Annotated in this window: 18 protein-coding genes; 12 read left to right on the forward strand and 6 right to left on the reverse strand. The window is 71.3% G+C overall.

The features are described from left to right. Positions 1-20: 20 nt before the first annotated feature. Together PV963_RS32130 and PV963_RS32135 are read right to left on the reverse strand one after the other, a co-directional pair. Positions 21-1,901 (reverse strand): ABC transporter ATP-binding protein, encoded by a 1,881-nt coding sequence (locus PV963_RS32130; protein WP_274819777.1) that lies wholly within the window; start codon positions 1,899-1,901, stop codon positions 21-23. Further along, positions 1,898-3,739 carry an ABC transporter ATP-binding protein gene (locus tag PV963_RS32135; RefSeq protein ID WP_274819779.1) on the reverse strand — a complete coding sequence of 614 codons (1,842 nt, stop codon included), beginning with the start codon at positions 3,737-3,739 and terminating at the stop codon, positions 1,898-1,900. The genes PV963_RS32130 and PV963_RS32135 overlap by 4 nt, the downstream gene beginning before the upstream one ends. Positions 3,740-3,922: 183 nt before the next feature. Here PV963_RS32135 and PV963_RS32140 point away from each other — a divergent pair, with 183 nt between their 5' ends. Genes PV963_RS32140 through PV963_RS32155 form a run of 4 tightly spaced genes read left to right on the forward strand, consistent with a single transcriptional unit; the run spans position 3,923 to position 7,511 of the window. Then, complete coding sequence (locus tag PV963_RS32140; RefSeq protein WP_274819781.1) at positions 3,923-4,837, forward strand: ABC transporter ATP-binding protein; 915 nt, start codon at positions 3,923-3,925, stop codon at positions 4,835-4,837. Next, positions 4,834-5,583: an ABC transporter permease gene (locus PV963_RS32145; RefSeq protein ID WP_274819783.1), complete on the forward strand. Its 750-nt coding sequence runs from the start codon at positions 4,834-4,836 to the stop codon at positions 5,581-5,583. Before PV963_RS32140 ends, PV963_RS32145 begins: the two co-directional genes overlap by 4 nt. 25 nt (positions 5,584-5,608) lie before the next feature. Then, entirely contained in the window at positions 5,609-6,859 is a 1,251-nt protein-coding gene (locus PV963_RS32150; RefSeq protein WP_274822179.1) for a sensor histidine kinase, read from the forward strand. After that, entirely contained in the window at positions 6,852-7,511 is a 660-nt protein-coding gene (locus tag PV963_RS32155) for a response regulator (RefSeq protein ID WP_274819785.1), read from the forward strand. The genes PV963_RS32150 and PV963_RS32155 overlap by 8 nt, the downstream gene beginning before the upstream one ends. Here PV963_RS32155 and PV963_RS32160 read toward each other — a convergent pair whose 3' ends face one another. The 3 genes from PV963_RS32160 to glgX form a co-directional block, all read right to left on the reverse strand. Then, positions 7,512-8,921, reverse strand: a complete 1,410-nt coding sequence (locus PV963_RS32160) for a sulfatase family protein (protein WP_274819787.1) — start codon at positions 8,919-8,921, stop codon at positions 7,512-7,514. It abuts the gene before it with no gap. 79 nt (positions 8,922-9,000) lie between these two features. Further along, positions 9,001-9,108, reverse strand: coding sequence for a putative leader peptide (locus tag PV963_RS44090; RefSeq protein WP_425540964.1), 108 nt, complete (start codon positions 9,106-9,108; stop codon positions 9,001-9,003). Positions 9,109-9,219: 111 nt separating this feature from the next. Then, positions 9,220-11,472, reverse strand: a complete 2,253-nt coding sequence (gene glgX, locus PV963_RS32165) for a glycogen debranching protein GlgX (protein ID WP_274819788.1) — start codon at positions 11,470-11,472, stop codon at positions 9,220-9,222. Positions 11,473-11,659: 187 nt separating this feature from the next. On the opposite strand from glgX, the gene PV963_RS32170 reads away from it, so the two are divergent. From PV963_RS32170 to PV963_RS32195, 6 genes are all read left to right on the forward strand, one after another. After that, positions 11,660-12,904: a L,D-transpeptidase gene (locus tag PV963_RS32170; protein ID WP_274819789.1), complete on the forward strand. Its 1,245-nt coding sequence runs from the start codon at positions 11,660-11,662 to the stop codon at positions 12,902-12,904. 162 nt (positions 12,905-13,066) lie between these two features. Beyond that, positions 13,067-14,296: a L,D-transpeptidase gene (locus PV963_RS32175; protein WP_274819791.1), complete on the forward strand. Its 1,230-nt coding sequence runs from the start codon at positions 13,067-13,069 to the stop codon at positions 14,294-14,296. Between the two features lie 81 nt (positions 14,297-14,377). After that, on the forward strand, positions 14,378-15,145 hold the full coding sequence (locus PV963_RS32180; protein ID WP_274819793.1) for an enoyl-CoA hydratase/isomerase family protein: 768 nt from the start codon (positions 14,378-14,380) through the stop codon (positions 15,143-15,145). 175 nt (positions 15,146-15,320) lie between these two features. Continuing rightward, complete coding sequence (locus PV963_RS32185; protein WP_274822180.1) at positions 15,321-15,923, forward strand: ATP-binding protein; 603 nt, start codon at positions 15,321-15,323, stop codon at positions 15,921-15,923. 60 nt (positions 15,924-15,983) lie between these two features. Further along, complete coding sequence (locus tag PV963_RS32190; protein WP_274819795.1) at positions 15,984-17,162, forward strand: YncE family protein; 1,179 nt, start codon at positions 15,984-15,986, stop codon at positions 17,160-17,162. A 93-nt stretch (positions 17,163-17,255) separates the two neighbouring features. Then, a complete protein-coding gene (locus tag PV963_RS32195) occupies positions 17,256-17,891 on the forward strand; it encodes an ADP-ribosyltransferase (protein WP_274819796.1) in 636 nt (211 codons plus the stop codon). Here the strand turns inward: PV963_RS32195 and PV963_RS32200 are convergent. Then, entirely contained in the window at positions 17,845-18,516 is a 672-nt protein-coding gene (locus tag PV963_RS32200; RefSeq protein ID WP_274819798.1) for a GNAT family N-acetyltransferase, read from the reverse strand. The genes PV963_RS32195 and PV963_RS32200 overlap by 47 nt on opposite strands. Positions 18,517-18,565: 49 nt before the next feature. On the opposite strand from PV963_RS32200, the gene PV963_RS32205 reads away from it, so the two are divergent. Further along, positions 18,566-19,480, forward strand: a complete 915-nt coding sequence (locus PV963_RS32205) for a MerR family transcriptional regulator (RefSeq protein ID WP_274819800.1) — start codon at positions 18,566-18,568, stop codon at positions 19,478-19,480. 47 nt (positions 19,481-19,527) lie between these two features. After that, positions 19,528-19,740, forward strand: coding sequence for an EF-hand domain-containing protein (locus PV963_RS32210; RefSeq protein WP_059422708.1), 213 nt, complete (start codon positions 19,528-19,530; stop codon positions 19,738-19,740). Positions 19,741-19,760 lie beyond the last annotated feature (20 nt).

The following is a 19,760-nucleotide window of genomic DNA, read 5'->3' on the forward strand; positions in this document are numbered from 1 at the left end:
GCCGCCCTTCCGCCGCCGCCCTACGCCAGGCTGTCCCGCCACGCCCGGTGCAGATCCGCGAACCTGCCCGTGCCCGCGACGAGTTCGGCCGGTTCGCCGTCCTCGACGATCTTCCCGTGTTCCATCACCAGGACACGGTCCGCGATCTCGACGGTCGACAGCCGGTGCGCGATGACCACGGCCGTACGGCCCTTCAGCACCGTCGCCATCGCCCGCTGCACCGCACGCTCGCCGGGGATGTCCAGCGAGCTGGTCGCCTCGTCGAGGATCAGCACCGCCGGATCGGCCAGCAACGCCCGTGCGAACGCGACCAGTTGCCGCTGACCGGCCGAGATACGGCCGCCCCGCTTGCGTACGTCGGTGTCGTAGCCGTCGGGCAGGGAGCTGATGAAGTCGTGCGCGCCGATCTCCTTCGCCGCCCGCTCCATCTCTTCCCGCGTGGCGTCCGGGCGGCCGATCGCGATGTTCTCCGCGACCGTGCCGGAGAACAGGAACGCCTCCTGCGTCACCATGACCACCCCGCGCCGCAGTTCGGGCACGGCGAGATCGCGCAGGTCGACGCCGTCCAGCAGCACCCGGCCGTCGGAGGGGTCGTAGAACCGGGCCAGCAGCTTGGCCAGGGTCGACTTGCCGGCGCCCGTGGAGCCGACGACCGCGACCGTCTGCCCGGCCGGGATCGTCAGGTCGAAACGGGGCAGCACCTCGCCGCCGGTGCGGTAGCCGAACCGGACGCCGTCGAAGACGACCTCGCGGCCCGGCTGTTCGCTCGCCGGCGGGGGGAGCTGCCGGGGACTCGACGGCTCGGGCACGGACGGCTTCTGTGCGAGCAGCCCGGCGATCTTCTCCAGCGAGGCCGCCGCCGACTGGTAGGAGTTGAGGAACATCCCGAGCCGGTCGATCGGGTCGTACAGCCGCCGCAGGTACAGCACGGCCGCCGCCAGCACACCGAGGGCCAGCGTGCCGTCCGCGACCCGGTAGGCGCCCCACAGCACGATCGCCGCGACCGCCGTGTTGGCGACCAGCCGCGAGCCGGTGACGTACCGGGCCATCTCCAGCAGCGCGTCGCCGTTGGTCCGCTCGTGCCGCTGGTTGAGCGCGCCGAAGTCCGCGTCGTTGACGGCCTCGCGGCGGAAGGCGCGCACCGGCCGGATGCCGTTCATGGTCTCGACGAACTTGACGATGACGGCGGCGATGGCCGTCGACCGCGCCCGGTACACCCGCCCGGCGCGCCGCTGGTACAGCCGCACCAGGGCGTAGAGCGGCACCAGGGACGCCACCGCCACGCCGCCGAGGCCCAGGTCGAGCCAGAGCAGCATCGCCGAGATGTAGACGAACGACAGGATGACCGTCACGAGCTCCTGAAGGCCCTCGTCCAGCAGCTCGCGCAGCGACTCCACGTCCGTGGTGGAGCGGGAGATGAGCCGGCCCGAGGTGTAGCGCTCGTGGAAGTCGACGCTCAGCGCCTGCGCGTGGCGGAAGATCCGGCCGCGCAGGTCGAGCAGCACGTCCTGGCTGACGCGGGCCGCAGCGGCGACGAACGCGAACTGGAGCCCGCCCGCGGCCAGCGCGCACGCCAGATAGCCGACGGCCACCGCGATCAGCGGCCCGTGGTCCTGCGCCCGGAACGCCGGCACGGCACGGTCGATGGCGTACGCCACGAGCAGCGGGCCCGCCTGCACGACGGCCTGCTGGAGCAGCAGCAGGAGCGTCGTGACCGTGACGCGGGCCTTCATCGGTGCGAGCAGGGAGCGCAGCAGGGCGGCGGTGGCGCCCGGGGGTGTGGGCAGGACGTCCCGGTCGAAGGAGTCGCCGGTGGCGGGGGTCCGAGCGTCGGGTTTGTCGTCGTCGGGTTTCTGGTCGTCGGGTTTCCCGTCGGCCGGTGCGGTGGTGGCCGCCGTCATCGTGCGTCCTCCTGTTCGACGGAATGCTCGACGGACTGTTCGCCTGACTGCTCCGCTGCCTGTTCTCCTGCCTGTTCTCCTGACATCAAATGCGCGTACTCGGCGTTCGTACGCAGCAGTTCCTGGTGGGTGCCGACCGCGGCGATCCGGCCGCCGGACAGCAGCGCGACCCGGTCGGCGAGCATCACGGTGGACGGGCGGTGCGCCACGATCAGGGCGGTGGTGTCCGCGAGGACCTGCCGCAGGGCGGCCTCGACGGCGGCCTCGGTGTGCACGTCCAGGGCCGACAGCGGGTCGTCCAGGACGAGGAACTCCGGTTGTCCGACGACAGCTCTGGCCAGCGCCAGGCGCTGCCGCTGCCCGCCGGAGAGGCTGAGGCCCTGCTCGCCCACCCGGGTGTCCGTCCCCTGCGGCAGGGCGTGCACGAAGTCGGCCTGGGCGACGGCCAGGGCGCGCTCCAGCCCGGCCGGGCCGGCCGTGTCGTCGGCGCCCATGAGAACGTTGTCGGCGACCGCGGCCGAGAAGAGTGTGGGCTCCTCGAAGGCGACCGCGACCTTGGCGCGCAGCGCCTGACTCGACAGGGCCTTGATATCGACGCCGTCGAGGGTGATGCGGCCCGAGGTCACCTCGTAGAGGCGGGGGATGAGCGCGGTGAGGGTGGTCTTGCCGCTGCCCGTCGCTCCGACCAGGGCCATGGATTCGCCGGGCCGGATGTGGAGGTCGACCTTGTCCAGGACGGGCGGGGAGTCGGGCGGGGCGTCCGGGTAGCGGAAGGTGACGCCGTGGAACCGGAGACCGGTTCCGGCTGCGGGCAGCGACGCCGAGTCACCAGGAACTCCCCGCTCCTCGACGCCCTCGTCCATCACCTCGAAATACCGCGCCGTCGCCGTCGCCGCCTCCTGGCTCATCGCCAGCAGGAACCCGATCGACTCCACAGGCCACCGCAACGCCAGCGCCGTGGACAGGAACGCCACCAACGTCCCCGCCGACAACCCCCCGTCGGCCACCTGCACGACCCCCACCACCAGCGCCGCCCCGATCGCGACCTCCGGCAGCGTCACGATGACGCCCCAGATCGTCGCCAGCAGGCGCGCCTTGCGCAGTTCCGTGCCGCGCAGCCTCCCCGACAGCTCCCGGAACGCACGGGCCTGGCTCCGGTGCCGGCCGAAGCCCTTGATGACGCGGATGCCGAGCACGCTCTCCTCGACGACCGTCGTCAGGTCGCCGACCTGGTCCTGGGCGAGCCGGGCCACCTTGGCGTACCGCTTCTCGAAGATCACGCAGGTGACCATGACGGGCACGGCGGGCCCGAGGATCACCAGCCCCAGGGTCCAGTCCTGGAGCAGCATGATGACCACGCCGACGAGAATCGTCACGCCGTTGACCAGCAGGAACGTCAGCGGGAAGGCGAGGAACATGCGCAGCAGCATCAGGTCCGTCGTCCCCCGGGACAGCAACTGCCCCGAGGCCCACCGGTCGTGGAAGGCCACCGGCAGCCGCTGCAGGTGCCGGTACAGATCCGCCCGCATGGACGCCTCGACGTGGGAGAGCGGACGCGCCACCAGCCACCGCCGCAGCCCGAACAGCAGGGCCTCGGCGAGGCCGAGCAACAGCAGGTAGAGCGCGCCGAGCCAGACCCCGCCCGGGTCCCGGTCGGCGATCGGCCCGTCCACCATCCACTTCAGGACGAGCGGGATCACCAGGGCCACGCAGGAGGCGAGTATCGCCACGAACGCGGCGGTGAACAGCCGTACCCGCACGGGCCGCACGTACGGCCACAGGCGCAGCAGCGTACGCACGGCGGAACGGTCCTGGGCGGGGGCGGGTGTCGTGGCCATCAGCAGCGAGCCTACGGATCGCCACTGACAGTGCCCACCGAGTTTCCGCCGTACCCGGGCCGGCCGTTGGTCCTGCGACCTGCCCGTTCGAGGGGTCGTACGGCGGCATCAGCCGATCGGATGATGCCCGTTCGAGCGCGACGGCCGATGTGCCGGTACCCACCGCGCCGCGACCCTCGTCGTATGCCGACCGCACCTGTCATCGAAGTCACCGAGTTGCGCAAGAGCTACGCCGGGCGTCCCGCCGTCGACGGTGTCTCCTTCGCCGTGGCGGAGGGGGAGATCTTCGGGGTCCTCGGGCCGAACGGCGCCGGCAAGACCACCACCGTGGAGTGCGTGGAGGGGCTGCGCGTGCCCGACTCCGGCCGGGTCCGTGTCACCGGCCTCGACCCCGTCGCCGAGCACGAGGCCACCCGCCGTGTGCTCGGCGCGCAGCTCCAGGAGAGCGAGTTGCAGGCCAAGCTCACCGTCCGCGAGGCACTGGAGCTGTACAGCGCCTTCTATCCGAGCCCGCTCGACTGGCGTCCCCTCGCCGAACGCCTCGGCCTCACGGCCAAGTTGACGACCCGGTTCGCGGGGCTCTCCGGCGGCCAGAAGCAGCGGCTGTTCATCGCGCTCGCGCTGGTGGGCAACCCCCGGGCCGTCGTCCTGGACGAGCTGACCACCGGCCTCGACCCGCGCGCCCGCCGGGACACCTGGGAGCTCATCGAGGACATCCGCGCGAACGGCGTGACCGTCCTCCTCGTCACCCACTTCATGGAGGAGGCGCAGCGGCTGTGCGACCGGATCGCCGTGATCGACAAGGGCCGGGTGGCCGCCCTGGACACCCCGGCCGGGCTGATCCGGCGCTCGGCGGGCGCCACCGTCATCAGCTTCACGCCGTCCGCCCCACTGGACGACCGTGACCTGAACGCGCTGCCCGCGCTCGCGTCGGTCGAGTACAAGGAGGGCCGCGTCACCCTGTCCGGCACCGACGAGACGGTCAACGCCGTCCTCACCCTCCTCGCCCGCACCCGCGTCACGGCCCACCAGCTCCGGGTCACCGACGCCACGCTGGACGACGCGTTCCTCGACCTCACGAAGGAGGCAGCGGCATGAGCACGCACCTGGTCAACACCGCCGTACTGAGGAGCGAGGTCCGCCTGTTCCGCCGGGAGCCCGGCAGCCTCTTCTGGATCCTGGGGTTCCCGACCCTGCTGCTGGCGATCCTCGGCTCGATCCCGTCCTTCCGCGAGACCGACCCGTCCTTCGGCGGGCTGCGCCCGGTCGACGGCTACGTCCCGGTGAGCGTGCTGCTCGGCCTGATCATGGCCGGGATCCAGGCCATGCCGCAGACCCTGACCGGCTACCGCGAGCGGGGCATCCTGCGCCGGATGTCCACGACGCCGGTCCGGCCCGCCGCCCTGCTGTCCGCGCAGATGCTGCTGTACGGCGGGGCCGCCCTGGTGTCGGCGCTGCTCGCCCTCACGGTCGGCCGGCTCACCTTCGGCGTACGTCTGCCGCGGCAGGCCTTCGGATACGCCCTCGCCCTGCTCCTGGCCGTGCTGGCAGCCCTCGCGCTGGGCGCGGTGATCTCCGCGCTGTCCCGGTCGACGAAGATCGCCGGCGCCATCGGGTCGGCCGTGTTCTTCCCGGCGATGTTCTGCGCGGGCGTGTGGATGCCGGTGCAGACCATGCCGGACGTCCTCGCCCGGTGCGTCGGCTTCACACCGTTCGGGGCGGCGGCCGAGGCCCTGAACCAGGCCGCGGCGGGGGACTGGCCGGGCTGGGACCACATCGGGGTGCTCGCGGCATGGACCGTGCTGCTGACGGCCGGCGCCTCGCGCTGGTTCCGCTGGGAGTAGGGAAGGAGCCGTGCAGACTGGGGAGATGACCGCGGCGGACGAGCACATCGAGCACCGTCAGAACCAGTTCCACACCTGGGGCGTCTACGGACTGCTCGCCGTCTCCGTCCTCCTCTCGGTCGCCGCGCACGAGTTGATGACGAGTCCCGCCGAGTGGTACGCGGGCGGGGCGCTGGTCGTCGCCGCGGTGCTGCTCCAGCTGTGGCACGGGCCCCGCCGCGGCCGCCGGACCCCGTCCCGGCGCGGGACCGTCTACTACGTCCTGCGCTGGGCGATCTCCTTCGCCCTCACATGCCTGACCCCGTTTTTCGGGTTCTACGCGTCCGCCGGCTACTTCGACAGCGAAGAACTGATCGCCGGAAGGCGCCGGCAGTGGCTCGGTCTCCTCGCCACCGTCGTCGTGGTGGCGGGCTCGCAGGCCGGCGGGATGCCGAGCGGCAGCCCGACCCGGTGGCTGCTGTTCGGCGTGCTGCTGGTCACGAACTTCGGCCTGGTGATGGTGGTCGGCCACATCACCCAGCAGGAGGAGCAGCGCTCCCGCGAGCGGGCCGTCACCATCACCGAACTCGAACGCACCAACGTCGCCCTGCAACAGGCCCTCGACGAGAACGCCGCCCTGCACGCCCAACTCCTCGTCCAGGCGCGGGAAGCGGGCGTCGCCGACGAACGCCGGCGGCTGGCCGCCGAGATCCACGACACCATCGCCCAGGGCCTGACCGGCATCATCGCCCAGCTCCAGGTCGTCGCGAACGCCCCCGACCTGGCCGTGGCCCGCACGCACCTCGAACGCGCCTCGGACCTGGCCCGGCACAGCCTCGGCGAGGCCCGCCGCTCCGTGCACAACCTCGCGCCCGTGGCGCTGGCCGACGCGGGGCTGCCGGAGGCCCTGAAGAAGACGGTCGCCGAGTGGGGGGAACGGACGGGCGTGCGCGCCGAGTTCACGGTCGCGGGTACCGCCGAGCAACTCCACGATGAAGTCGCGGCCACCCTTCTGCGGATCGTCCAGGAGGCCCTCTCCAACACCTCCCGGCACGCGGCCGCCGACCGCGTCGGCGTGACCCTCACCTTCCTCGGCGACGAGGTCATCCTCGACATCCGCGACGACGGCCGGGGCTTCGACCCTCTCGCCGTCCCCGAACGCACCGGCTCCGGCGGCTTCGGCGTCGACGGCATGCGCGCCCGCGCCGAACGCGTCGCCGGTGCCCTCACCATCGAGTCCGAGCCGGGCCAGGGTACGGCGGTCTCCGCTCGCGTACCGTTGGTCCGCCATGACTGAAGACGCCGCGACGGGTGACGCCGCGATCACCCTGCTCATCGTCGACGACCACCCCGTCGTACGGGACGGACTGCGCGGCATGTTCGAGTCCGCGCCGGGCTTCAGAGTCCTCGGGGAGGCGTCGAACGGCGTCGAGGCGCTCTCGCTCACCGCCGGCCTCGACCCGGACGTGATCCTGATGGACCTGCGCATGCCCGGCGGCGGGGGAGTGGACGCCATCCGTGAACTGACCCGCACCGGCGCCCGCGCCAAGGTCCTCGTCCTCACCACCTACGACACCGACTCCGACACCCTCCCCGCGATCGAGGCGGGCGCCACCGGCTACCTGCTGAAGGACGCGCCCCGCGAGGAGCTGTTCACCGCCGTACGGGCGGCGGCGCAGGGCCGTACGGTCCTCTCCCCGGCCGTGGCCTCCCGCCTGGTCTCCGCGGTCCGTGCTCCCAGGGCTCCCGGCAACGAGCCGCTCTCCGCGCGCGAACGCGAGGTGCTGGCCCTGGTCGCCAAGGGCACGTCCAACCGCGAGATCGCCCGCGAACTGTTCATCAGCGAGGCGACCGTGAAGACCCACCTCACGCACCTCTACACCAAGCTCGGCGTCAAGGACCGCGCGGCGGCGGTGGCGGTGGCGTACGACCGGGGGATCCTGGGCTGATCACTCAGCGGGATACGGCAGCAGTCCGCCCGCGATCCGCTCCCAGGACGCCTTCAGCTCAGCGAGCAACTCGGGCCGGTCCGGGGCGAGATCGGCCTGTTCGCGCGTGTCGGCGGCGAGGTCGTACAAGTGATCCTTGCCGTCGGAGTCCTGGTAGTACTTCCAGTCCCCTCGCCTGAGCGCCCGGTTGGCCCGCACGCGCCAGAACAGGTCCCGCTCGGGCAGCCGTTCGCCCCGCAGCAGGTACCCCGCGAGACTGGTGCCGTCCAGCGGGTACGCCGAGTCGGGACGGGCCCCGCCCAGCTCCAGCAGGGTCGCGGTCCAGTCGGGGGAGAAGTTCGGTGCGTGGCTGACCTGGTGGCCGTCGATCCGGGCAGGCCAGCGCAGTATGGTCGGCACCCGGATGCCGCCCTCCAGCAGCACGAACTTCTCGCCGCTGAGGGGCCAGTTGTAGGAGTAGCGCTCACCGCCGTTGTCGCTGGCGAACAACACCAGGGTGTTCTCCTCCTGGCCGGAGCGGCGCAGGGCGGTGAGCACCTCGCCGACCGCCGCGTCCAGGCTCTCCACCATCTGCGTGTACTTCGCGACCGAGCCGCCGTCGTAGTGGTTGAGCGCATTGACGATCTCGGCCTTGTTCTTCGCGGCCCGGATCCTCGCCGCGATCGCGGCGCCGGTGTCGGCGTCGTCCTCCGCGAGCCACGGCCAGTGCGGGGTGGTGAAGTTGAGGTTGAGGAGCCAGGGCCGGCTGTGGTCCCGGCCGACGTACTCCACCGCCCGCTCGGTGAGGACCGTCGTGTAGTAGCGCAGGTCCTTGTACTCCGCGTCGCCCTCGTACAGGTCGTAGTCCCCGAGCTGGCCCAGCTTGGAGAAGTACTCCAGGACGCCCCCGAAGTTGCCGAAGAACTCGTCCCAGCCGGACCTGGTCGGGCTGTAGTCGGGCAGCCAGCCGCAGTGCCACTTGCCGATCAGTGCCGTCGCGTAGCCCGCTTTCCCCAGCAGGGAGGCGAGGGTGGGGTGGTTCGGGTCCAGGCCCTGGCTCCGGTCGCCCACGGGCTCGGCCAGGCCGCCCTTCGTACGGCCCGGATACCGCCCGGTGTAGAGGCTGAACCGGGTAGGGGAGCAGGTCGCCGAGCCGGAGTACGCGTCCGTGAACCGCACCCCCTGGCGGGCGAGCCGGTCGAGGTTCGGTGTTCTGATGTGCGGGGCCCCGTAGGAGGAGAGGTCGGCCCAGCCGAGGTCGTCGCCCAGGATGACCAGGAAGTTGGGGCGTCTGCCGGACGCGGCGACCGGGCGGGCCTTGAACGGGCGCTCGACGGGTGCCGCCTCGGCGGCGGTGGCCGTTCCGGCGACGGCGGTCACGGCACCACCGCCGACCAGAGCACCGAGAGCACGGCGGGATATTTCGGGCATGCGGGATCCTGGGGAGCGGCACACCCGGCGAAGGGCGCGCAGAGGAAGGGGAGGAAAGCGGAGAAGGGAGCGCCGTGGCTCAGCGACAGACGGCGCTCGACTGACGGCACAGATCGACGTGGCGCCGCTCGACGAGCGCGACAGATGCGCACCAGTGATCAGCGGTCGGCCTCATGGCCAGGGACATTGCCAGTGAGGCAGCGGCACGGTCAAGAAGAGCCGCGCGGAGTTCACGGAGCCGAAACGAGCCGAACGAGCCGAACGAGCCGAACGATGCCTCGGTCGGCGAAACGATGCCTCAGCCCGCCACCCGCAGCAGCAGCACCGCCCGCGCCGGCATCGTGACCTCCGTCCCCGCCCGGTGCTCCACCCCCGGCGCCTCCTCCTGCTCCTCCAGGCTGGTGTCGACGACGACCTCGTACCGCTCCGCCCAGGGCGGCCCCGGCAGCACGAAGCTCACCGGCCCCTCGCCCGCGTGCAGGACGGCGAGGAAGCTGTCGTCGAGGATCTGGTCGCCGCGCTCGTCCCGGCCCGGTATGTCCCGGCCGGAGAGGTACATGCCCAGCGTGGCCGCGGGCGCGTACCAGTCCTGCTCCGTCATCTCGGTGCCCCGGGGCGTGAACCAGGCCAGGTCGCGCAGGCCGTCCGCGGTCTGGGCCCGGCCCGAGAAGAACGCCCGGCGCCGCAGCACCGGGTGCCGGTGGCGCAGCTCGATCAGCCGGGAGGTCAGCTCGAACAGCGCCTTCCAGCCCGGGTCCTGAAGCAGGCCCCAGTCCACCCAGCTGATCTCGTTGTCCTGGCAGTACGCGTTGTTGTTGCCGCCCTGCGTGCGGCCCAGCTCGTCGCCCGCGACCAGCATCGGCACACCGGTGGACAGCAGCAGCGTGGTCAGCAGGTTCCTGAGCTGCCGCCGCCTGAGCGCCCGTATGCCCTCGTCGTCCGTCTCGCCCTCGGCGCCGCAGTTCCAGGCCCGGTTGTCGTCCGTGCCGTCGCGGTTGCCCTCGCCGTTGGCCTCGTTGTGCTTGCGCTCGTGACTCACCAGGTCGCGCAGGGTGAATCCGTCGTGCGCGGTGATGAAGTTGACGGACGCCTGCGGCCTGCGCCCGCCCCAGGCGTACAGGTCGCTGGAGCCCGACAGGCGGTAGCCCATCTCCCGTACGTCCGGCAGCGCGTGCCGCCAGAAGTCCCGTACGGCGTTGCGGTAGCGGTCGTTCCACTCCGTCCACAGCGGCGGGAAGGCCCCCACCTGGTAGCCGCCCGACCCCACGTCCCACGGCTCGGCGATCAGCTTCACCCGGCGCAGCACCGGGTCCTGGGCGATCACCGCCAGGAACGGGGAGAGCATGTCGACGTCGTGCATGGACCGGGCCAGCGCCGCCGCCAGGTCGAAGCGGAAGCCGTCCACGCCCATCTCCGTCACCCAGTACCGCAGGGAGTCGGTGATGAGCCGCAGCACGTGCGGCTGGACCACGTGCAGGGTGTTGCCGCAGCCGGTGTAGTCGGCGTAGCGGCGCGGGTCGTCCTGGAGGCGGTAGTAGCCGCGGTTGTCGATGCCCTTCAGCGACAGCGTCGGCCCCAGCTCGCCCGCCTCCGCCGTGTGGTTGTAGACCACGTCGAGGATGACCTCGATCCCGGCCGCGTGCAGGGCGCGCACCATGCGCTTGAACTCGCCGACCTGCCGGCCCCTCGTCCCGGAGGCCGCGTAGGCCGCGTGCGGGGCGAAGTAGCCGATGGAGTTGTAGCCCCAGTAGTTCCTCAGGCCTCTGCGCAGCAGATGGTCCTCGTGCGCGAACTGGTGCACCGGCAGCAGCTCCACCGCCGTCACGCCCAGCTTCACCAGGTGCTCGATCGCCGCCGGGTGCGCGAGGCCGGCGTAGGTTCCGCGCAGCTCCTCGGGGATGCCCGGGTGCAGCCGGGTGAAGCCCTTGACGTGCAGCTCGTAGATCACCGAGTCCGCCCACGGCGTCTTCGGGCGGCGGTCGTCCGCCCAGTCGTCGTCATCGTGGACGACGACGCCCTTGGGGACGTACGGCGCCGAGTCCCGGTCGTCGCGCACGGTGTCGGCGACGTGCTGCTGCGGCCAGTCGCGCACGTGCCCGTACACCTCCGGCGGCAGCGTGAAGTCTCCGTCCACGGCACGGGCGTACGGGTCGAGGAGCAGCTTCGCCGGGTTCCAGCGGGCGCCGGTCCAAGGGTCCCAGCGGCCGTGCACCCGGTAGCCGTAGCGCTGCCCGGGCAGCACGCCCGGGACGAAGCCGTGCCAGATCTCGTGGGTCAGCTCGGCGAGCCGGACCCGCGACTGGTTGCCCGCCTCGTCGAAGAGGCACAGCTCGACCCCTTCGGCCCCGCCCGCCCACAGGGCGAAGTTGGTCCCCGCCACCCCGTCCGGGCCGACCCGGAACCGGGCACCCAGCGGGGTCGGCGCGCCCGGCCGGGCGGGCACCGTGGGCGGCGGCGCGGCCTGCCGTGCGCCGTTCACGGCGGCGGCCTGGCGCCCGTTCCCGGTGGCCTGATGACCGGCCACCGCCTCCTGCTCGGCTGCGCTGGACACCTGTCAGCCTCCCGCGGCTCGTGGGACGACGGGGGACAGAGGGGTGCGGCCTGTGCTCCGGCCCGGGCCGCGGCTCCCCTGCGCGTCGTCCTCCCCACTGTTCTGCCCAGAGCGTGGGTCGCACTCACGTTTCCCCGGGGGCGGGCATGGTCGTTTCCCGGGGGCGAGGCCGGTCGTTGGGCACCTCGTGAGGCACGTACAAGGGCGCGCGCGGCGCGCGAGGGCCGCGCTGGCCGCCGTAGTGACATGGGCAGGGCTCCTGACCGGGGCCACCGGCTGTACCTCGGACGACGCGGGCGGGATCGCCGGTGCGTTCGGCGCGCCCCCGGCGCCCGAGGACGTTATCCGGGTCTCGCCCGACGACGGCAGCAGGGGTGTGCGCCCAGGGCGGAAGCTGCGGGTGCATGTGCCCGACGGCAGGCTGGAGTCGGTGAAGGTCGTCCGGTCGCAGGACGCGCAGGAGTCCCGGGTGCCCGGGCACCTCTCCGCCGACGGACTGACCTGGGAACCCGACGAGAAGCGGCTCGCGCTGGCCGCCAAGTACACGATCGACGCGGTGGCCGTGGACGGCGACGGACGCCGCTCCGCCCGGCACACCACTTTCACGACGCACGTCCCAGAGGAACGCTTCATCGGCTACGTCGCCCCGGAGAACCGGGCCACGGTCGGCACCGGCATGATCGTCTCCCTGCAGTTCAACCGCGAGATCGCCAACCGAGCCGCCGTCGAACGCGCGGTGCGGGTCACCGCCCGCCCGGCCGTCGAGATCCGCCCGCACTGGTTCGGCCGGACCCGCCTCGACTTCCGCCCCGAGCGCTACTGGAAACCCGGCACCCAGGTCACCGTCGCCCTGCGCCTGCGGGACGTCGAGGGGGCGCCCGGGGTCTACGGCCTCCAGCACAAGACGTTCTCCTTCACCGTCGGCCGCAGCCAGGTCTCCGTGGTCGACGCAGCCCGGCACACCATGGAGGTACGGCGCGACGGCGAGGTGCTCGCCACCGTGCCGGTCACGGCCGGCGCCCCCAAGACCACCACGTACAACGGCAAGATGGTGGTGACCGAGATGCTCGAGGTCACCCGGATGAACGGCGCCACGGTCGGCTTCAAGAAGCGCAACGGCAAGGGCGAGTACGACATCCCGGACGTCCCGCACGCCATGCGCCTGACCGACTCCGGCACCTTCCTGCACGGCAACTACTGGGCGCCCCACACCGTCTTCGGACGTACCAACGTCAGCCACGGCTGCGTCGGACTGCGCGATGTGAAGGGCGGCGGTTCGGGCACCCCGGCCGGCTGGTTCTTCGACCGCAGCCTCATCGGGGACGTCGTCGAGGTCGTCCACAGCAATGACAAAAAGGTCGCTCCCGACAACGGGCTCGGAGGCTGGAATATGGGCTGGAAGGCATGGAAGGCGGGTAGTGCGGTGAAGTAGCCCGACAGGGGTGAGGGTTGCGTCGACTTTCCGTCGATGTTGGGACTGAACAGTGACAATCGCAGGTCGCCGGGGTGCGGCGCCTTGTGGTTAATATTCGCCGGGTGCGCGGGGGACGCGCAGGGGTGCGGGCCTGACCAGGTCCGGGGAGGGGAGAACAATTTGAACGGGCGACCGATATCGGGGGCGTCGGTTGGCGGCAGGCACGGGCTGCTCGCGCTGATACTGGGCGTGCTGCTGCTCGCCGTCACGGCGTGCGGCGGGGGGACCGGCTCCGGTTCCGGCGCGGGTGCCGGCAAGGGCAAGGACGCGGACGCCGCGCAGAGCAAGCAGTCCGAGGCCGTCGTCGCCATCACCCCCAAGGACGGCGCCAAGTCCGTCGACACCAGCGGGGCGCTGAAGGTGACCGCCGCCAAGGGCAAGCTGACCGAGGTCGTGGTCAAGGACGCCGAGGGCAAGAAGGTCGACGGCGAGATATCCGGCGACGGCGCCACCTGGGCGCCGTCCACCCATCTGGCCGCCGCCACCAAGTACACGGTCCACGCGGTCGCCAAGGACTCCGAGGGCCGCACGGCCGCGGAGGACGCGGGCTTCACGACCCTGACGCCGAAGAACACCTTCATCGGCACCTTCACCCCCGAGGACGGCTCCAAGGTCGGCGTGGGAATGCCGTTCTCCATCCGCTTCAGCCGGGGCATCACCAACCCGGACGACGTCGAGAAGGCCATCCGCATCAGGACGGAACCGGCCGTGGACGTCGAGGGCCACTGGTTCGGCAACGACCGTCTCGACTTCCGCCCCGAGAAGTACTGGAAGCCCGGCACCAAGGTGACCGTCGACCTCGGCCTCGACGGCGTCGAGGGCCGCCCCGGCGTATACGGCGAGCAGGACAAGACCGTCTCCTTCACCATCGGCCGCAACCAGGTCTCCGTCGTCGACGCCAAGAAGCTCACGATGAAGGTCATGCGCGACGGCAAGGTGATCAAGACGATCCCCGTCACCACCGGCAAGCCCGGCATGGAGACCTGGAACGGCCAGATGGTCGTCAGCGAGATGCTCACGGTGACCCGGATGAACGGCGAGACGGTCGGCTACGGCGGCGAGTACGACATCAAGGACGTCCCGCACGCCATCCGCCTGACCACCTCCGGCACTTTCCTGCACGGCAACTACTGGGCGGGCGGCGCCTTCGGCGACTACAACGCCAGCCACGGCTGCATCGGCCTGCGCGACGTACGCGGCGGCTGGGACAAGAAGGCGCCGGCCGCGTGGTTCTTCAACCACTCGATGGTCGGCGACGTGGTGATCGTCAAGAACTCCGAGGATCGCATCGTCGACCCCGACAACGGGCTCAACGGCTGGAACATGTCGTGGGAGAAGTGGAAGAAGTAGCTCTCCGCCGCTGACAAGAGGGCCCCGGTGTGACGGACCGCACCGGGGTCCTCGTCGTTAGTGGGCGTTAACCTGCTGCCTATGACCGTCTCTCTCGAAGTCGCTGAAGGCGTCGGCACGCTCCGTCTCGACCGCCCGCCCATGAACGCGCTGGACATCGCCACGCAGGACCGGCTGAAGGAACTCGCCGAGGAGGCCGCGCGCCGCGATGACGTGCGGGCGGTGGTGGTCTACGGCGGCGAGAAGGTGTTCGCGGCCGGCGCGGACATCAAGGAGATGCAGGCGATGGACCACACCGCGATGGTCCTGCGCGCCCGCGCCCTGCAGGACTCGTTCACGGCGGTGGCCCGGATCCCCAAGCCGGTCGTCGCGGCCGTGACCGGCTACGCGCTCGGCGGCGGCTGTGAACTCGCGCTGTGCGCGGACTTCCGGATCGCCGGCGAGAACGCCAAGCTCGGCCAGCCGGAGATCCTCCTCGGCCTGATCCCCGGCGCGGGCGGCACCCAGCGTCTGGCCCGCCTGGTCGGTCCCTCCAAGGCCAAGGACCTGATCTTCACCGGCCGGATGGTGAAGGCCGACGAGGCGAAGGAGCTCGGCCTGGTGGACCGGGTCGTGCCCGCCGACGAGGTGTACGCGCAGGCGCACGCCTGGGCCGCGAAGCTGGCGCAGGGCCCGGCCCTCGCGCTGCGCGCCGCCAAGGAGTCGATCGACACGGGCCTGGAGACGGACCTCGACACCGGCCTCGCGATCGAACGGAACTGGTTCGCAGGCCTGTTCGCCACCGAGGACCGCGAGCGCGGCATGCGCAGCTTCGTGGAGGAGGGGCCGGGCAAGGCCAAGTTCCTCTGAACATCCCTCCGGTGACCTGCAGTTGACGCGGTGTCTGATCCGGGTCCCTCGATAGGGCGGTTTTATGACAGCCTTGAGGCAGCCTTGAGCGTGTTTGGTCGAGGGAGTCCGTCGATTGCCGCGAAACAGGCCGTCGTCGCAGGTCGGACGGTCTGTCGGCGATGTCGAAGCGCCGCTGGCGCATGCCGTCGGCTCGCCGGTCCCCACCCCGCACCCGGGGGCGTATTCCCCGGGAACGGCCCCCGAGGGCGCTCCGGGCGGCCATGATGGGGGCATGGCGGGGCTGGAGGGTATGGAACAGCCGCGGGGACACGCACATGCGGCCGCGGCGCGCTGGTCGCCGACCGTCGAGGACGAACGCGCGCTGAAGGCGCTGGAGTTGTACGGCAACCCGGCGGAGGCAGAGGTTCCACTGCCGTCCCGCCCCGAGTCCGCGGCCACCGCCAGGCGGCTGACCCAGGTCGTCGTCCTGCGCCACTGGGGGCTCACCCCCAAGACCACCGAGGACGCGGTCTTACTCGTCTCCGAGCTGGTGGGCAACGCAGTACGCCACACCGGCGCCCGCGTCTTCGGGCTGCGTCTGCACCGGCGCCGCGGCTGGATCCGCGTCGAGGTCCGCGACCCGTCCCGGGGGCTGCCCTGTCTGATGCCGGTCCAGGAGATGGACATCAGCGGCCGGGGCCTGTTCCTCGTCGACAAGCTGGCCGACCGCTGGGGGGTCGATCTGCTGCCCCGCGGGAAGACCACGTGGTTCGAGATGCGGGTCACCGACCGCTGAGGACCGCCGCCGATCGGGCGAATCACCGGTTTCCCCGCGAAGCGGACCTTAAATGGTGCAATGCACCGCCACTTTGTGAAGAGCGCCCTTGTCATGGGCGCCGCCCTCGCCTGCCTCGCCGCCTGCGGCACCCAGGGCGGGGAACGGACCTCCGAGGCACGCGGCACCAAGGCCGCCGTGCCCGCGCCGCGCGAGAAGAAGCCCGTCCAGGGGCTGCCCGGGATGCCGCCCGTCCTCGACCCCGAGGACGTGTACGCGGCCGACCGTCCGAACAAACTGTCGCCCGTGGTCAAGGACTTCCCGTCCCGGGTCTACGTCCCCAACACCGAATCCGACACCGTCTCCGTCATCGACCCCAAGACGTACGAGATCATCGAGACGATCCCCGTGGGCCGGCAGCCCCAGCACGTCGTCCCCTCCTGGGACCTGAAGACGCTCTGGGTCAACAACAACCGCGGCCACACCCTCACCCCGATCGACCCGAAGACCGGCAAGGCGGGCAAGGAGGTGGAGGTCCACGACCCGTACAACCTCTACTTCACGCCGCACGGCAAGTACGCCGTCGTCATGGCCTCCCTCGACCGCGAACTGGTCTTCCGCGACCCGCACACCATGGAGATCAAGAAGACGGTCCCGGTCTCCTGCTACGGCGTCAACCACGCCGACTTCTCCCTCGACGGCCGCTACTTCATCGTCTCCTGCGAGTTCAGCGGCGAACTGCTCAAGGTCGACACCGAGAAGATGAAGGTCGTCGGGCAGCAGCGGCTGCCGTTCGAGGGCGCCATGCCGCAGGACGTGAAGGTCTCGCCCGACGGCAAGAAGTTCTACATCGCCGACATGATGGCCCACGGCATGTGGGTCCTGGACGGCGACAGGTTCACCGAGCCCACCCTGCTGCCCACCGGCAAGGGCTGCCACGGCCTGTACGTCAGCCGCGACTCCCGCGAGATGTACGTGTCCAACCGCGGCGAGGGCACGATCTCCGTCTTCGACTTCACCCAGGGCAAGCTGACCAAGAAGTGGCAGCTGCCCGACGGCGGCAGCCCCGACATGGGCGGCGTCTCCGCCGACGGCAAGGTGCTGTGGCTGTCCGGCCGCTACGACGCCGAGGTGTACGCCATCGACACCCGCACCGGCACCCAGCTCGCCCGCATCCCCGTCGGCAGCGGCCCGCACGGCCTCGCGGTCTACCCGCAGCCCGGCCGCTACTCGCTCGGCCACACGGGCATCTTCCGGTGAGAGCCATCCGCCATCCACCGAGGGGCAGTTGACACTCCCCTGATCGGGTGAGGGTCCCCGGCCCTGCGCCGCGAGCCCGCGATCGTGCTCCCCATGACCACCACCAGCCTGCGGCGGCGCACCGCTGCCGCCGCCCTCTCCCTCGCCGCCGTCCTCACGACCACGGCGGCCACGCCCGGCCAGGCCCCCGCGGCCTCCGCGGCTTCCGTGACGGCGGCCGCCAAGCCCGCCGCCCCCGGACCGGCCGCCTGCCCCGTCCAGTTCGACGACAAGATCAAGGCCGCCGCCGACCGCCGGGTCCAGGTCGACCGCATCACCCCCGACCCGTCCTGGCGGACCAGCTGCGGCACCCTCTACCGCGCCGACGGCCGCGGCCCGTCCGTGGTCTTCGAGGAGGGCTTCCGTCCCCGGGACGTGGTCAACGGCCAGTACGACCTGGAGAAGTACGTCCTGGTCAACCAGCCGTCCCCGTATGTGTCCACCACGTACGACCACGACCTGTTCAAGAAGTGGAAGTCCGCCTTCAACTACTACGTCGACGCCCCCGGCGGCGTCGACGTCAACAAGACCATCGGCGACACCCACAAGTGGGCCGACCAGCAGGAGGTCGCCTTCCCCGGCGGCATCGCCCGCGAGTACATCGTCGGCGTCTGCCCGGTCGACAAGCAGACCAAGACCGAGATCATGAGCCAGTGCCAGAGCAACCCGCACTACGAGCCCTGGCACTGAGCAGCACCTCCGAGCCCACGGGCCGGTAGCCGGCCGCCTGGAACGCCCGCAGACTGCGGGCGTTCCCCGCCGCCACCTGAGCCCACACCGGCGCACCTGAGGCCAGGTGCCGCGCCGCCGCCACCAGCCGCCGCCCGAGCCCCCGGTGCCGTGTCCCCTCGTCCACCTCGACCGCGACCTCCCACCGTCCGGCCACGCCACGGCCGAGCACGAGCACCCCGCCGTCCGCCGTCCACACCCGCACGTCGTCACGCCGCAGGCGTGCGGATTCCACGCGCGGATGGCCGGGATCGTCGATCTCCGCCAGCGCGACCGACGGCGCCCCGGGCAGCGCGGCACCGGTCAGCAGCACGTCGACGGTGTCGGACGTACGTCCCGTCCGGTCCATGAGGGCCGTCAGGAAGCGGGCGTTCATCGTGGCCGCGAGCCGGTCGCAGTCGGTCCCGGCCAGCGTCCGCCGCACCCAGTCGGGATCCTCGTCGGTGAAGACGACCGAGTGAGCCGTGAAGGCCAGGACCCCCGCGTCCCGGGGCGAGGGCTGCGGCACGATCGTCGTACGGCCGTCCGCCGGCGGGAAGACGCCCCGTGCCGCCGCGTCGACAATGTCCCCCAGAGTGTCCGCCACCCACGCACTCCTTGAGTCTCCACCCACTGGAAGGCCCAGACTCCCAGACATGATCGACGACGGCACCGGACTGCTCACCATCGGCGAACTGGCCCGGGTCACCGGACTGACCGTGCGCACCATCCGGTACTGGTCCGACGAGGGTGCGCTGCCCCCGGTGGCCCGCTCCGCGGGCGGCTACCGGCTGTACGACGCCGCGTCCGTGGCGCGGCTGGAGCTGATCCGGACCCTGCGCGAACTCGGCCTCGGGCTGGCGGACGTCCGCCGGGTGCTGGCCGGTGAGACGACGGTCGCGCAGGTCGCCGCCGCGCACGTGGTCGCCCTGGACGCGCAGATCCGGTCGCTCAAGGTGACCCGTGCGGTGCTGTCGACAGTGGCGAAACGTGGTTCCAGCGCGGAGGAGATGACACTCATGAACAAACTGGCGCGGCTGTCGGCGGCCGAGCGTCGACGGATCGTCGAGGACTTCATGGCCGAGATCTTCGAGGGGATCGACACGGCCGATCCGGACATCCGCAGCAGGCTGCGTTTCGCGGCCGCGCAGCTGCCCGACGACCCCACGCCCGAGCAGGTGGACGCCTGGGTGGAGCTCGCCGAGCTCATCCAGGACCCCGGCTTCCGGGCGCAGATGCGGCGGATGATCAAGTTCAACGCGGAGGACCGGGGGCCGGACGTCCCGGCCGGGTCGTCCCTGTGGTTCATGAGCCGGCTCGTCCAGCTCGCGGCCGAGGCACGTCGGCGTGGCATCGCGCCCGAGGCGCCGGAGGCCGATGACGTCCTGCGGGAACTGCTCGGCCACGCCGACCGGTCCGCCGTGCTCGAACGCCTCACGGCCGCCTCCAACGCCCGGGTCGCCCGCTACCGCGAGCTGCAGGCCATCGTGAACGGCCTCGGACCCCAGCCGACCTACGACGAGGAGTTCGCCTGGGTAGTCGCCGCGCTGGTCGCACGTACGGGCGGTTAATCTGACCTGCGTCAGCAAGACGCAGAACAGAGAGTAGGGGCGGATCGGTGGCGGACATCGAGGAAGCACGCAAGCAGTTCGAGCAGATCGATACGGACGGCGACGGATTCATCACCGCCGCCGAGTTCAAGTCCGCTCTGGCCCGGTCCGGCGACTGGAACGTGACCGAGTCGGTCGCCGAGGTCGTCATCAAGACCCGCGACCTCGACGGCGACAAGAAGCTGAGCTTCGACGAGTTCTGGGGCTACCTGAACAAGTGACGCCGGCGCTCCGGCGCTGC

Source organism: Streptomyces coeruleorubidus (assembly GCF_028885415.1).
GTDB classification, from domain to species: domain Bacteria; phylum Actinomycetota; class Actinomycetes; order Streptomycetales; family Streptomycetaceae; genus Streptomyces; species Streptomyces coeruleorubidus_A.